General features: G+C 67.8%; 12 protein-coding genes. 9 read left to right on the forward strand and 3 right to left on the reverse strand.

Features of this window, described 5'->3' with window-relative positions; translation table 11 throughout:
* A partial coding sequence (locus AC0GNO_RS21285) for a transposase (RefSeq protein ID WP_472905418.1) occupies nt 1-219 on the forward strand: 219 nt, incomplete at its 5' end.
* Between the two features lie 358 nt (nt 220-577).
* On the opposite strand, the gene AC0GNO_RS21290 is transcribed toward AC0GNO_RS21285, so the two are convergent.
* Nucleotides 578-1,540 carry an IS5 family transposase gene (locus tag AC0GNO_RS21290; RefSeq protein WP_472905419.1) on the reverse strand — a complete coding sequence of 321 codons (963 nt, stop codon included), beginning with the start codon at nt 1,538-1,540 and terminating at the stop codon, nt 578-580.
* A gap of 177 nt (nt 1,541-1,717) precedes the next feature.
* On the opposite strand from AC0GNO_RS21290, the gene AC0GNO_RS21295 reads away from it, so the two are divergent.
* Complete coding sequence (locus tag AC0GNO_RS21295; protein WP_472905420.1) at nt 1,718-3,619, forward strand: ATP-binding cassette domain-containing protein; 1,902 nt, start codon at nt 1,718-1,720, stop codon at nt 3,617-3,619.
* A gap of 140 nt (nt 3,620-3,759) precedes the next feature.
* Here AC0GNO_RS21295 and AC0GNO_RS21300 read toward each other — a convergent pair whose 3' ends face one another.
* Entirely contained in the window at nt 3,760-5,229 is a 1,470-nt protein-coding gene (locus tag AC0GNO_RS21300; protein WP_472905421.1) for an aminotransferase-like domain-containing protein, read from the reverse strand.
* Between the two features lie 171 nt (nt 5,230-5,400).
* Here AC0GNO_RS21300 and AC0GNO_RS21305 point away from each other — a divergent pair, with 171 nt between their 5' ends.
* Genes AC0GNO_RS21305 through AC0GNO_RS21335 form a run of 7 tightly spaced genes read left to right on the forward strand, consistent with a single transcriptional unit; the run spans nt 5,401 to nt 11,369 of the window.
* Nucleotides 5,401-6,042: a LysE family translocator gene (locus AC0GNO_RS21305; protein ID WP_472905422.1), complete on the forward strand. Its 642-nt coding sequence runs from the start codon at nt 5,401-5,403 to the stop codon at nt 6,040-6,042.
* Nucleotides 6,039-7,001, forward strand: a complete 963-nt coding sequence (locus tag AC0GNO_RS21310; protein ID WP_472905423.1) for a DMT family transporter — start codon at nt 6,039-6,041, stop codon at nt 6,999-7,001. Before AC0GNO_RS21305 ends, AC0GNO_RS21310 begins: the two co-directional genes overlap by 4 nt.
* Nucleotides 6,998-8,170 (forward strand): aminotransferase-like domain-containing protein, encoded by a 1,173-nt coding sequence (locus tag AC0GNO_RS21315; protein WP_472905424.1) that lies wholly within the window; start codon nt 6,998-7,000, stop codon nt 8,168-8,170. The genes AC0GNO_RS21310 and AC0GNO_RS21315 overlap by 4 nt, the downstream gene beginning before the upstream one ends.
* Nucleotides 8,171-8,180: 10 nt before the next feature.
* A complete protein-coding gene (locus AC0GNO_RS21320) occupies nt 8,181-8,798 on the forward strand; it encodes a glutathione S-transferase family protein (protein ID WP_472905425.1) in 618 nt (205 codons plus the stop codon).
* Nucleotides 8,799-8,813: 15 nt separating this feature from the next.
* Complete coding sequence (locus tag AC0GNO_RS21325) at nt 8,814-9,689, forward strand: PhzF family phenazine biosynthesis protein (RefSeq protein ID WP_472889998.1); 876 nt, start codon at nt 8,814-8,816, stop codon at nt 9,687-9,689.
* Entirely contained in the window at nt 9,686-10,381 is a 696-nt protein-coding gene (locus AC0GNO_RS21330) for a VOC family protein (RefSeq protein WP_472889999.1), read from the forward strand. The genes AC0GNO_RS21325 and AC0GNO_RS21330 overlap by 4 nt, the downstream gene beginning before the upstream one ends.
* 16 nt (nt 10,382-10,397) lie before the next feature.
* Nucleotides 10,398-11,369: a threonine dehydratase gene (locus AC0GNO_RS21335; RefSeq protein WP_472905426.1), complete on the forward strand. Its 972-nt coding sequence runs from the start codon at nt 10,398-10,400 to the stop codon at nt 11,367-11,369.
* A gap of 180 nt (nt 11,370-11,549) precedes the next feature.
* Here the strand turns inward: AC0GNO_RS21335 and AC0GNO_RS21340 are convergent, their stop codons facing one another.
* Nucleotides 11,550-13,892 carry a hybrid sensor histidine kinase/response regulator gene (locus AC0GNO_RS21340; RefSeq protein WP_472905427.1) on the reverse strand — a complete coding sequence of 781 codons (2,343 nt, stop codon included), beginning with the start codon at nt 13,890-13,892 and terminating at the stop codon, nt 11,550-11,552.
* Between the last annotated feature and the right edge of the window lie 23 nt (nt 13,893-13,915).

The raw sequence follows: 13,915 nt of genomic DNA on the forward strand, positions 1-13,915 counted from the left end.
CCGCACAGCGCAGCGATGGATGCCAAGTTGAAGACACCCGAAGGCAAGGCTGCCTACCGCAAGAGGAAGTGGATCGTGGAGGCGCCCAACGGGTGGATCAAGAGCGTGCTGGGGTTCAGGCAGTTCAGTCTGCGGGGACTGGACAAGGTCAAGGCCGAGTTCAAGCTCGTGTGTCTGGCACTCAACTTGAGAAGGATATGCAGTTTGCGCGGCACTTGAGGGAAAACGGGGCATCTCGGGCCGCGAAACGGAGCGTTCTGACCCGCACAAGGCCGACACACAGACCACGCCAAACAACAGGAACGATCAAATCACCCGAGGCACCGCGCAGTTGCCCCCCAAATCAGCCCGCGAGACGTTCTGCCGCGCAGACATCCTAGATGTATGTTGAGGGGGGCAGCGGCCACAGGCCTTGGTCCGGTGTCATCTGAGCGCCCCTAAGGCTACGCTGAACAAGTAGCCGATTTGAGTGGCCCGCTGCCCAATGTGTCGCTGACGCGGGGAAGCCTCGCGATTTGACCGGGTTCCCCGGCCCTTCCAACGTTGCTTGCGCACTTGGAGTGCGCAGCGGACGCACTCATGCCATGAGGCGCTGACGCGCCAGGTAGATGTTGGCCAGACCCAGCACCACGAACGAGCGCGTGGCGTTCTTGGCCAGACCCCGGTAGCGCACCTTGGCAAAGCCCCAGAGCCGTTTGACCACAGCGAAGACGTGTTCGACCCGGGCGCGGACCTTGGACTTGTTGTGGTTCCTGGAGCGCTCGGCCTCGTCGATATCGCCACCCCTGCGCACGCGCTGGTTGGTGAAGTCCTTGGCCTTGGGGGCCTTCGATCCGATCAACGCCTTCTGGCTGGCGTAGGCACTGTCGCCATACACACGCTGCTCGTTGCCGTGCAGCAGATCGGGCAGCGGGTGCTTGTCGTGCACGTTGGCTGCTGTCACCACAGCGCTGTGCGCCAGCCCGGTGCGGCTGTCCACGCCAATGTGCATCTTCATCCCGAAATACCACTGCTGGCCTTTGCGGGTTTGGTGCATCTCGGGGTCGCGCTGCTTGTCCGCGTTCTTGGTGGAACTGGGCGCGCCGATGATGGTGGCGTCCACGATGGTGCCGGTGCCTACCTTCAAGCCTCGCGCCTGCAGCACCTCTCCCACTTTGGCAAACAGGGCCTCGCCCAGTTTGTGCTGCTCCAGCAGGCGGCGAAACTTCAGCAGGGTGGTCCCGTCAGGCACGCGCTCCCGCCCCAGATCGATGCCCACAAAGCGGCGCAGCGCCGTGCTGTCGAGCAGGGCCTCTTCGCAGGCCTCATCGGCCAGGTTGAACCAGTGCTGCACGAAGTACATCCGCAGCATGCGTTCGAGCCCGATCGGTGGGCGCCCGTTGCCGGCTTTGGGGTAGTGAGGTTCGATGACAGAGCACAGCGCCTGCCACGGCACGATCTGTTCCATCGTCGTCAGGAACACATCGCGCTTGGTCGGCTTGCGGTAGGGCTCGAATCCGTCGCCTTGATCGGCTGCCATCGCCAGGGTCTGTTGCTTCATCTTCACCTTAGTGTCTCAGGTGCATCGATACATGCAAACCTCGCGCCACCTCTCGACTTGTTCAGCGTAGCCCTAAATATATAGAACACGTGATCGCTCCACGCTCAAGAGGAAGGCTTGCACGCGCCTCATGGAGCGCACAGGGATAATCGCGTCTCCTTTGACTCTGGCTCCCCCATGGCACTCATCACCCTGCAAGACGCGCAACTGGCCTTTGGTCACGTCGCGCTGCTTGATCACACCGACTTTTCTCTTGAGGCCCAGGAACGGGTTGGCCTGATCGGGCGCAACGGGACGGGCAAGTCCTCTTTGCTGAAGATACTGGCGGCATTGGAAAAGCCGGACGACGGCACGCTACAAACACAGACCGGTTTGCGCGTCGCCTATGTACCGCAGGAGCCAGTGCTGGACTTGCAGAGCTCGGTGTTCGAGGCGGCCAGTGTGGGTCTGGCCGATGCTCGCGCCGCGCGCGATCTCTATTTGAGCGGTGAAGACGGCCTCGATCTGGATGCCCTGCAAAACCGCATCGAGGCACTGGACGCCTGGAACTGGGAACAAAGGGTGGAGGAGACGCTTCACCGCCTGCACCTGGAGCCTGATGTGACGGTCGGCACGCTTTCGGGCGGCAATAAGAAGCGTGTGGCCCTGGCACAGGCCCTGGTGAGCCGACCCGACGTGCTGCTGCTGGACGAGCCCACCAACCACCTGGATCTGGACAGCATCACATGGCTTGAAGATCTTCTGCTGGAGTACAAAGGGAGCGTCGTCACCATCAGCCACGATCGGGCGTTTCTGGACCGTGTTGCGACCCGGATGGTGGAACTGGACCGCGGACGCCTGCTGAGCTACCCCGGCAACTTCGCCCAGTACCAGCTGCTGAAAGAAGAGCAACTGGCCCAGGAGGCTGTCATCAACGCCCGCGCCGACAAGTTGCTTGCGCAGGAAGAGGTGTGGATCCGCAAGGGCGTGGAAGCCCGGCGCACCCGGGCGCAGGGTCGCATCACCCGGCTGGAAGGCCTGCGCGCCCAACGCGAGCAACGCCGCAATGCCCTGGGCAGCGTGAAACTGGAAGTGGCCAGCGGCACCTCCAGCGGGAAGATCGTGGCCGAGCTGGAGAAGATCTGCAAATCCTTCCCCACCGCCGATGGCGGGCAACGCATGGTGGTCCGCGATTTCACCGGCACCATCCTGCGCGGCGACAAGATCGGTCTGATCGGGCCCAATGGGGCGGGCAAAACGACCCTGCTGAAGATCATCCTGGGTGAGCTGGCGCCCGACAGCGGCACGATCCGCCAGGGCAGCAAACAAACCGTGGCCTACTTTGACCAGATGCGCGACCAGATCGACCTGGACGCCACGCTGGAGGACTTCATCAGCCCGGGTAGCGAGTGGATCGAGATCGGCAACAAGCGCACCCACGTCAAGAGCTACCTGAGCGACTTCCTGTTTTCGCCTGCACGCGCCAACGCACCGGTGCGCACGCTATCGGGTGGCGAGCGCAACCGCCTGCTGCTGGCGCGGCTGTTTGCGCGCCCGGCCAACGTGCTGGTGCTGGACGAGCCCACCAACGACCTGGACATCGACACGCTGGAGCTGCTGGAAGACCTGCTGCAGCAATACGAAGGCACGGTGTTCCTCGTCAGCCACGACCGACGCTTCCTGGACAACGTGGTCACCAGCACGCTGGTCTCAGAGGGAGAAGGCCGTTGGCGCGAATACGTGGGTGATGTGCAGGACTGGCTCACGCAGTCGGCGAGAGCCGAAGCGCTGCAGCGCGAGCGTGCGCCCGCCGCAGCGGCCACTGCACTGGCCCCCGTTTCGACCGTGCCCGCGGTGACCAACACCACGGCCTCACCGAAACGCAAGCTCAGCTACAAGGAGCAGCGCGAATTCGAAGCCCTGCAGGGGAAGATCGCCACGCTGGAGGCCGAACAGGCGGAGATCGACCGCGCACTGGCGGGGGGCCAACTCTTTGCCACCGATCCGGCCCGCGCCGCGCAATTGGGTGCCCGACACGCCGAAATAGAGTCTGAGTGGATGCAGGCCCTGGAGCGCTGGGAGGTGCTTGGAGGCGGTTGAACGCCCCAACCGGCCGAGTGCGGCGCCCGCTTGTCCAAGGGACTGGGCCGCGCTTTCACGCGACTGGCCACGCTTCGGCAGCGCGCTGCCACTGATGCAGGCCGAGGCGAAGCAGATCGACGGCGCGTTGGCCGCGCTGCTCAGCGCGCCGCCAGCCGCCTGAACACCTTCCAGAACGCCGCGTCCTGCGTGGTCGCGAAGTTGATGCGCATCAGCGTGCTCGGGGCGCGCGCGGCGTGGAACAGCGAGCCGGGCGCGATCAGGTAGCCCTCGTCCAGCATGCGCTGCGCCAGCGCCTCCGTGTCCACGCCCGTGTCCACCCAGCCGAACAGGCCCGCGGGCTCCGAGACGAAACGGCAACCCGCCGCCTGCGCCAGCTTCACGCTGCGGCTGCGGGCTTCGTCCAGCCGGGTGCGGATGCGCTCGGCATGGCGCAGCAGTTGGCCCTGCTCGATGCAGTGCGCCAGCGCGCGCTCCAGCAGGCTGGGCGTGGTGAGCGTGGTGAGCAGCTTGGTGTCGAGCAGTCGCTCCACCCAGTCGGGCGGCGCCACCAGGTAGCCCACGCGCCAGTTGGGCGCGAGGATCTTGGCGAAACCGCTGACGTAGATGGTGCGCTGCAAACCGTCGAGCACGCTCATGCGGGTGGCGTGCTCGGGCGCGATGTGGCCGTAGGTGTCGTCCTCCACCACGTAGAAACCGTGTTGCTGCGCGAGCTGCAGAACACGGTGCGCGCTCGCCGGCGAGAGGCTGTAGCCGGTCGGGTTGTGCAACACGCTCACGCTCACGAACAGCTTGGGTGCGTGTTCTTCGCAGTAGCGCGCCATCACCGCCAGATCGGGCCCCGCCGGTCCGCGCGGCACCGGCAGGATGCGCATGCCCATGGCCGCCAGCCGCGCGAACTCGACCGCCCAGCCCGGCTCTTCCACCATCACACAATCGCCCGGCTTCAGCAGGGTGCGGCTCACGATGTCGAGCGCGTGCGTGGCGCCCACGGTGGTGATGATCTGCTGCGGCCCAGCGGGCAGGCCCAGCACCTGCAGGCGGTCGGCCAGCACGCGGCGCAACTGCCCGTCGCCCAGCGGTTCGCCGTAACGCAGCGAGTTGTCGGCCAGCGCAGGCCCCGTGGTGACGCGGCGCACCGCCGCCTGCATGAAGTTGGAGACCATCCAGTCCGGCGGGAAGGCGCCCATGCCGGGCTGCGGCCGCGAGCCCGCCGGGTGGAACATGCCGCGGATCAGCGCCGCTGCGTTCACCGGCGCGGCCATGCGGTCGGACGACTCGGCGCCCGGTGCCGGAGCCGCACGCCCGGCACCCGCGCCCCGCAGCGGCGTGCGTTCACGCACGAAAAAGCCGCGGTAACGCTGCGCCTGCACCAGGCCCTGCGCCAGCAACAGGTCGTAGGCAGCCACCACCGTGGACGGGCTCAGGCCCTGCTGGGCCGCGCACTGGCGCACGCTGGGCAGGCGTGCGCCGGGTGCGAGCAGGCGGTCGCGGATGCGGGCGGCAAAACGTTCGGCCAGCTGCTCGGCCAGCGTCTGCGCCGCCGTGCGGCTGAGGGCGGGCGCACTGGACAACGCATCGCCGGGGCTGGCGTCGGAGGTGTTGAACATGGCAGTGTGTGGGCAGAACGAACCACACAGTTGTTGAACTGAATGCCCAAACTGTATGGCTTGTGTATTGGTGTGAAAGGATAAAGTGTCTGCCATGCGCCCGCAAGCCCTTTTCACTCACAACCGTCCGTTCAAGGCACCGGACCGGTGTGCACACGCGAAGGGCCGCCCATGAACGCCACCGAATTCAGCGCCCTGCTGGTGCTGGCCACGGCCACCAGCTTCACCCCGGGGCCCAACACCACACTGTCCACCGCGCTCGCGGCCAACTTCGGCCTGCGCCATTCGCTGCGCTTTGTCTGCGCGGTGCCGGTGGGCTGGGGTGTGCTGCTGGCGCTGTGCGCCGGGGGCCTGGGCACGCTGATCGTGGCGCAGCCGGCCTTGCGCTGGGCCATCCTCATCGGTGGTTGTACCTACCTGCTGTGGATGGCGTGGAAGCTCTGGGGCAGCCGCTCGCTCAGCCAGGTCAAGGCCGAGCGGCTGCAAGTCACCTTCCTGCAGGGTGTGATGCTGCAGTTCCTCAACATCAAGGCCTGGATGCTGGCGCTGTCCATCGTGGCGGGCTGGATCGCCGGGAGGCCGGACGCGCTGGAGCGCTTCGTGCAGGTGCTGCCGCTGATGCTGGCCTTCGCGTTTTTCAGCAACCTCCTCTATGCCTCGGTCGGTTCCCTGCTGCGCCACTGGCTGGCCGGTCCGGTGGTGGACGGCGTGGCCACGGGCGCGCGCCTGCAGGTGTTCAACCGCGTCATGGCCAGCGCGCTGGTGCTCACCGCCGGGTGGATGCTGATGACGGGCCTGGGAGGCCAGCCATGAGCCACAGCACCGCGCTGCCCGCCCTGCCCAGCCACCGCGAGCAGACCCTGGGCCTGTGGCTCGGCCTGGTCGGCGTGGTGGTGTTCGCGCTCACCCTGCCCATGACGCGACTGGCCACCGGCACGGCCGACGCGCCCCAGCTCTCGCCCTGGTTCGTCACCTGGGCGCGCGCCGCTCTGGCGGGCGGCCTGTCGCTGATCTACCTGCTGGCCACGCGCTCGCCGCTGCCGGCGCCCGAGCACCGCCAGCCGCTCGCGCTCTCGCTGCTGGGCAATGCCATCGGTTACCCGCTGCTGCTCGGCTGGGCGCTGCGCCACGTGACAGCCAGCCACGCCGCCGTGATCACCGCCCTGCTCCCGCTGGCCACCGCCGCCGCCGCGGCCTGGCTGCTGCACCAGCGCGCGCGCCTGGGCTTCTGGCTGTTCGCCGGGCTCGGCAGCCTGCTGGTGGCGGCCTACAGCCTGCTGCGCGCGCACCAGCTCGGCCACGGCTTCGGTCTGGCCTGGGCCGACGGGCTGCTGGTGGGCGCCGTGATCGCGGCCGCGCTCGGCTACGTGGCGGGCGCCAAGGTCACGCCGGTGCTCGGTGCCGAGCGCGTGATCAGCTGGGTCTGCGTGATGGCGCTGCCGCTCACCGTGCCCGGCGCGCTGCTGACCTGGCCCGATCAACCCATCAACACCTCGGCCTGGTGGGCGCTGCTCTACGTCGGCGTGTTCTCCATGTGGGCCGGCTTCTTCGCCTGGTTCCGCGGGCTGGCGCTGGGCGGCGCGCTGCGCGTGAGCCAGCTGCAATTGCTGCAACCCTTCGTCAGCATCCTGGCCGCCCTGCCGCTGCTGGGAGAATCGCTGGATGCGATGACGCTGGGCTTTGCACTCGCCGTGGTCGCCACCGTTTTCATGGGGCGCCGCATGGCCGCCCCGCCCGTCACACACCCCAAATCCAACAAGGAGACTTCATGAGCAGCACCTGGACCCTCGCGAAACGCGCCCACAAGATGAACCCGTCGGTGATCCGCGAGATCCTGAAAGTGACCGAGAAGCCCGGCATCATCAGCTTCGCCGGTGGCCTGCCCTCGCCCAAGACCTTCCCGGTCGAGGCCTTCGCCGCCGCCTGCGAAACCGTGCTGCGCACCGACGGTCGCGCTGCGCTGCAGTACGCGGCCAGCGAAGGCTACCGCCCGCTGTGCGAATGGGTCGCGGCCAGCATGCCCTGGGACGTGTCGGCCGATCAGGTGCTGATCACCACCGGCAGCCAGCAGGGCCTGGACCTGGTGGCCAAGGTGCTGATCGACGAAGGCAGCACCGTGCTGGTGGAAACGCCCACCTACCTCGGCGCGCTGCAGGCCTTCACGCCGATGGAACCGAACATCGTGAGCGTGGACAGCGATGCTGAGGGTGTGGACGTTGAAGACTTGGCCTCAAAGGCCGACGGCGCGCGTTTCCTCTACGTGCTGCCCAACTTCCAGAACCCCACCGGCCGCAGCATGAGCGAAGCACGGCGCCAGGCGCTGGTGGAGCGCGCCGCCGCCATCGGCCTGCCCCTGGTGGAAGACAACCCGTACGGCGACCTGTGGTTCGACCAGCCGCCCCCGAAACCGCTGACCGCGCGCAACCCCGAAGGCTGCATCTACCTGGGTTCGTTCTCCAAGGTGCTCGCGCCCGGCCTGCGCCTGGGTTACGTGATAGCGCCCAAGGCCATCATGCCCAAGCTGCTGCAGGCCAAGCAGGCCGCCGACCTGCACAGCCCCAGCTTCAACCAGCGCATGGTGGCCGAGGTGCTGAAGGACGGCTTCATTCACCGCCACGTGCCCACCATCCGCGCGCTCTACAAGGCGCAGTGCCACGCGATGCTGGAAGCGCTGCAGAAAGAAATGGCCGGACTGGACGTGGTGTGGAACTCGCCCGACGGCGGCATGTTCCTCTGGGTGCGCCTGCCCGAAGGCATGAACGCTGTGGAGCTGCTGCCGAAGGCGGTGGACAAGGGCGTGGCCTTCGTGCCCGGTGCCGCGTTCTACGCGGACCATGCGGACCCGCGCACGCTGCGCCTGTCGTTCGTGACGGCCAGCGAGGAGCAGATCCATATCGGCATCGCCGCGCTGGCGCAGGCGATCCGCGAGTCGTTGAAATAAGGCCGACGCCATGCTGCGCCTCTGGGGCCGCATCAGCTCGATCAACGTGAGCAAGGTGATGCTCTGTGCGCAGGTGCTCGGGCTGGAGGTGGAACGCATCGACGCGGGCCTGGCCTACGGCATCGTGAACACGCCGGACTACCGTGGCAAGAACCCGAATGGCCTGGTGCCGCTGCTCGAAGACGGCGACTTCATCCTCTGGGAATCGAACGTGATTGTGCGTTATCTGTGTGCACGCGCGGGTTCACCGCTGTACCCCCAAGACCTGCAACAACGCTTCAACGCCGAACGCTGGATGGACTGGCAGCAAACCGAGCTGAACCCGGCCGGCAGCCCCGCCTTCAAGCAATGGATCCGCACGCCGGCCGAACAGCGTTGCCCGCAGGTCATTGCCGCGTCGGTGGCCGCGACCGAGCCGCTGTTCGCACAGCTCGATGAGCATCTGTCAAAACAAGCCTTCATGGCCGGCGACGCGCTGAGCATGGCCGACATCCCCATCGCCTGCGAGGTGCACCGCTGGTGGGGCCTGCCGCAGCCGCGCCCCGCGTGGCCGCACCTGGAACGCTGGTACGCGCAGTGGCTCAGTTTGCCCGCGAGCCGTGGCGTGCTCGATCTCCCCCTGTCCTGACACCGGAAGCCCACCATGCAGCAACGCCCTTTCAAACAGGTCGACGTGTTCACCGCCACGCCTTACCGCGGCAACCCGCTGGCCGTGGTGCTCGACGGCAGCGGCCTCTCGGCCGCCGAGATGCAGCACTTCACCAACTGGACCAACCTGTCGGAATGCACCTTCCTGCTGCCGCCCAGCGATGAAGGCCGTGCGGCGGGAGCCGACTACCGCGTGCGCATCTTCTGCCCCGGCCGCGAGCTGCCCTTCGCCGGTCACCCCACGCTGGGCAGTTGCCACGCCTGGCTCGAAGCCGGTGGTGTGCCGCGCGGTGAACACGTGGTGCAGGAATGTGGTGTCGGGCTGGTCAAGCTGCGGCGCGACGGCCACCGGCTTGCGTTCGCCGCGCCGCCGCTGATCAAGAGCTGCCCGCTGCCTGAAGAAGACGTGGCGCTGATCGCGCGTGGCCTGGGCGTGGCGCGCGGCGACATCACGGCCCACGCCTGGTGCGACAACGGGCCCAACTGGCGCGGCGTGATGTTGCGCAGCGCCGAACAGGTTCTGGCGCTCAGGCCCGACGGCGCGGTGCTGGCCGGGCTGGACATTGGCGTGGTGGGCCCGCGCGGCAAGGTCGGCGTGGTCGGTGCCCGCGATGAACACGACACGTTGTTCGAGGTGCGCGCCTTCTTCCCCGGCAACAACGGCCTGTGCGAAGACCCCGTGACCGGCAGCCTGAACGCCGCGCTCGCGCAATGGCTGATCGGCGCGGGCCTGGCGCCCGAGCGCTACGTGGCCGCGCAAGGCACGGCGCTGGCGCGTGAGGGCCGCGTGTTCATCGAGCGCGACGCCAGCGGCACGATCTGGGTCGGCGGCCAGTCCGTCACCTGCATTCACGGCCACGTCACCCTGTGACCACCCCGCACAGCGCGCAGATCGACCACCTCGTGGTGGCCGCGCGCACGCTGGACGAAGGCGTGGCCTGGTGCGAGGCCACGCTGGGTGGGGTGCCCGGACCGGGCGGCGAACATGCCCTGTTCGGCACCCACAACCGGCTGTTGCGGCTGCACTGCGAACACGCCTCGCGCGCCTACCTGGAAATCATCGCGGTGAACCCGCAGGCCACGCCCACGCGCCCCGCCCCGCTGAAGCGCTGGTTCGATCTTGATGACCCGGCCCTGCAGGCGCGCCTGGCCCAACACGGGCCGCAACTGGTGCACTGGGTGGCCAGCGTGCCCGACATCGACGCCGCCACCCGCCAACTGACCTCCCTCGGCATTCACCGCGGCCCGGTGATCGCCGCGTCGCGCCCCACACCGAAGGGCCTGCTGCAATGGCGCATCACCGTGCGCGATGACGGCCAGCGCCTGTTCGGCGGTTGCCTGCCCACGTTGATCCAGTGGGGCGAGACACACCCCGCCAAAGCCATGCCGCCCAGCGGGCTCGCGCTGCGCGGCCTCACGCTCAGCCACCCCGAAGCGACCGCGTTGCAACAGGCGCTGAATGCCACCGGCCTGGATCAGCTTGCCGTGGCGCCGGGCCCCGCCGCGCTCACCGCGTTGCTCGATACACCCCACGGCCCCCACACGCTGACCTCGCTCCTTTGAACCACCGGTGCCCCTCATGTCCATTCAACTGCCCAACCTGCAAGACATCGAAGCCGCCGCCCAGGTGGTCTACCAATCCTTCCAGGCCACACCCCAATACCGGTGGGCCACGCTGACGCAGCGCCTGGGCGCGGACTGCTGGGTGAAACACGAAAACCACACGCCGGTGGGCGCGTTCAAGATCCGCGGCGGCCTGACCTATTTTCACCAGTTGAAGCAACGCGGCGAGCTGCCGCGCGAAGTGATGAGCGCCACGCGCGGCAACCACGGACAGAGCATCGGCTGGGCGGCGCGCGCGCACGGCGTGGCCTGCAGCATCGTCGTGCCGCTGGGCAACTCGCTGGAGAAGAACGCCGCCATGCGCGCGCTCGGCGTGAACCTGATCGAACACGGCGGCGACTTCCAGGCTGCGCGCGAACACGCTATCCAACTGGCCGCCGAGCGCGGCGCGCACATGGTGCCGAGCTACCACAAGGACCTGCTGCGCGGCGTGAGCACCTACTGGTGGGAATTTTTCCAGGCCGTGCCGCAGCTCGACGTGGTCTACGTGCCCATCGGTCAGGGCTCGGGCGCGTGTTCGGCCATCGCGGCCAAGCTCGCGCTGGGGCTCCCCGCCCGCATCGTCGGCGTGGTCAGCGCGCACGCCACCACCTACGCCGATTCGGTCGCTGCGGGACGCGTGGTCGAATCCCCCGTGAGCACCGAACTCGCCGACGGCATGGCCTGCCGCGTCGCCGACGATGCGGCGCTCGACGTCTTGATGCCGCACCTGGACCACGTGGTGAAAGTCAGCGACGACGAAGTGGCGCAGGCCATGCGCACGCTGTTCGCCGACACCCACAACGTCGCCGAAGGCGCGGGCGCGGCCAGCTTCGCCGCTGCGTGGCAGGAACGGGAAAGCCTCAAAGGAAAGGTCGTCGGCACCACGCTGTGCGGCGGCAATGTCGACAGCGAGGTATTCGCCAAGGTGCTGTCGAACACGGACTGAAAACGGGACCCCTCCGGCGAGAGGGTTCGTGCCGAGGATGCCGCGGAACCGGCTTTGCCAGGCCGCCAGCATCGCCCCCTGGGGGGCTGAGGACCGCGGCTCCGAGGCTGCCTGCGCAGGCTTGGACGGGACGAAGAGTCATCGGCTCTGACGATGACGCGGCCTGCAAGACACCCGCCCTTAGGCGGGGCGCGGGGGGGTCACAAGCCGCGCCACCACCTCGCAGAACGCCTCCACCGCGTCGGTCTTGAACACCACCTCGCGCACCCCGGCGGCCAGCGCTTCTGCCTGCAGTTCGTCGGTGATGTACCCCGAAGCCAAGGCCACCGGCAGATCCGGGCTGATCGCCAGCACGGCCTTGGCCACTTCCAGACCCGACATGCCCGGCATGTTGTAGTCGGTCATCACCAGATCAAACCCGGCGGGCTGGCTGCGCACGGCTTCAATGGCCTCGTTCTGGTCGGTCAACGCAGTGACCTTGTAGCCGCGCCGCTCCAGCAGGCGGCGCACCAGAAACACCAGGGTGTCGTCGTCGTCGAGGTAGAGGATGTGGCGCGGGTCGGTCATCGCATCAGGAGCCATGTCGGGTTTCTCCACTGAAGAGGGGCCGGGCAACTCGGTGTTACCACTTGTGTGGGTTGTCATTGTGCCCCCATCCGGGGTGAGCCCGGTATCGGCCGTTGCCGCGGACAGCGCCCGAACTGCGGGGAAATACAGCGTGAAGGTGGTGCCCACGCCGGGTGCGCTGTCCACCTCGATGGCACCTCCGTGCGTCTGCACGATACCCAGCACCACCGGCAACCCCAGGCCGGTACCGGCACCGACCACACGGGTGGTGAAAAACGGTTCGAACATGCGCACGCGCGTGGCCTCGTCCATGCCGCAGCCGTTGTCCTGCACCTGCACCCGGACCGCGCGATTTTCGGCACACGCCTGCACCACCGCGGCGGGCAGGCGCGGATCGTCGGACCCCAGTGCGTCGATCCGGTATTCAATGCGGCCGGCCCGCCCATTCAGCGCGTGGGCGGCGTTGGTGCCCAGGTTGAGCAGCACCTGGCTCAGTTGCGTGGCGTCGGCCAGGATGGGCGGCAGGCCGTCCGCACAGGTCTGCACCAGTTCAAACGGAGACGCGGTGGCCGCACGCAGCAAGCTGCAGGACTCGGCCACCACCTCGGCCACGTGCACCGGCCTGCGTTCCATGGGTTGCTGGCGGCTGAAGGCCTGGACCTGGCGCACCAGCTCGCGACCGCGTCGCGCCGCGGTACTGATCTCGTCCAGGCTTTCGCTGGCCAGGGAGTCGGGCGGCAGATCCTGGCGCGCCAGATCGGCATTGCCCAGGATGGCGGCCAGGATGTTGTTGAAATCGTGCGCCACGCCGCCCGCCAGCGTGCCGAGCGCTTCCATCTTGTGCGCCTGCGCCAGCTGGTGCTCCAGCGCCTGCTGGTGTCGCTGCGCCTCGCGCAGCGAGGTGATGTCCACGAAGGTGAACATCACGTGCCGCAGGTCACCGATGGCGTCGTTTTCGGGGTAGGCGTTGCACAGCGCCCACTGGGTCTGCGCGCCGTCGCCCGACTGCACCCCCAGGATCACGTCGGCCACGGGTTGCCCGGTGGCGAGCACGCGTTCAAACGGGACCTCGTGGCGCGGCATCGGTCGCCCGTCTTCGCTCAGCAAGCGCCATTCGGGCGCGAACGGCACGGGCATCGCCGAATGCGCATCGCGCTCGCTCCAGCCCAGAAAGCGCCGCGCCGCGCTGTTGACGCTGGCGAGCGTCTGGTCGGGCCGGAACACCATCACGCCAGCGCTCAGGTTTTCGATCAGCGCCCGCGAGTCGGCCTCACGGATCTGCAGCACCTGCCGCGCGCGATCACCCTGCTGCTGCAGGCGCAGCGTGACCAGAGAACTGAAGATCACCAGGCGCAGCAGCACGTCGATCATGGTGCCCAGCAAGAGCACAGGCACCGCCGGGCTCGTGCGTTCTCCGGTGGCGCTGACCGGCAGGAACCAGACGCTCACCGCCAGCCCGATCAGCGCCACGAGCTTGAACCAGGTGACCCAGCGCAGCACCTGCAATTCGAGGATGCGGTGAAGGGGGTCGAAGCGGCGGATGTCGTTCAAGGCCAGGCCGGCGATCACGACACCCGCCGCGGAAAACAGGATCTGGCGCGCCGCCATCGAGTCCCAGACCGAGGTCAGCAACACATTGCCAACGAACACGGCAAGCAGGGCCGCCAGCACCGGCCGCAGCGCGTAGGGCTGCCCCAGGTAGCTGCGAAGTCCGATCCACAAGAACGCCGCGCTGGCGACAAACGCGGTGTTGGCCACGCCGAAGGTGAGCAACTCGGGTCCGTCGGGACGCAGCCCCAGCCCCACCGAACCCAGGGCCGCCAACAGCCCGGAGACCGTCCACCAGCCCGGCCCGCCCACAGAGGGATGGCGGCGCGCTTGCGCGAAGAACGCGGCGGTCGCCAGCCCATCGACGCAAAGCCGAAGTGCCAGGATGGTCAACAAGTCAAGTTGCATGGAGGTGGGCAGGTTTTTCGTGG

This window comes from Hydrogenophaga sp. L310 (assembly GCF_055703065.1).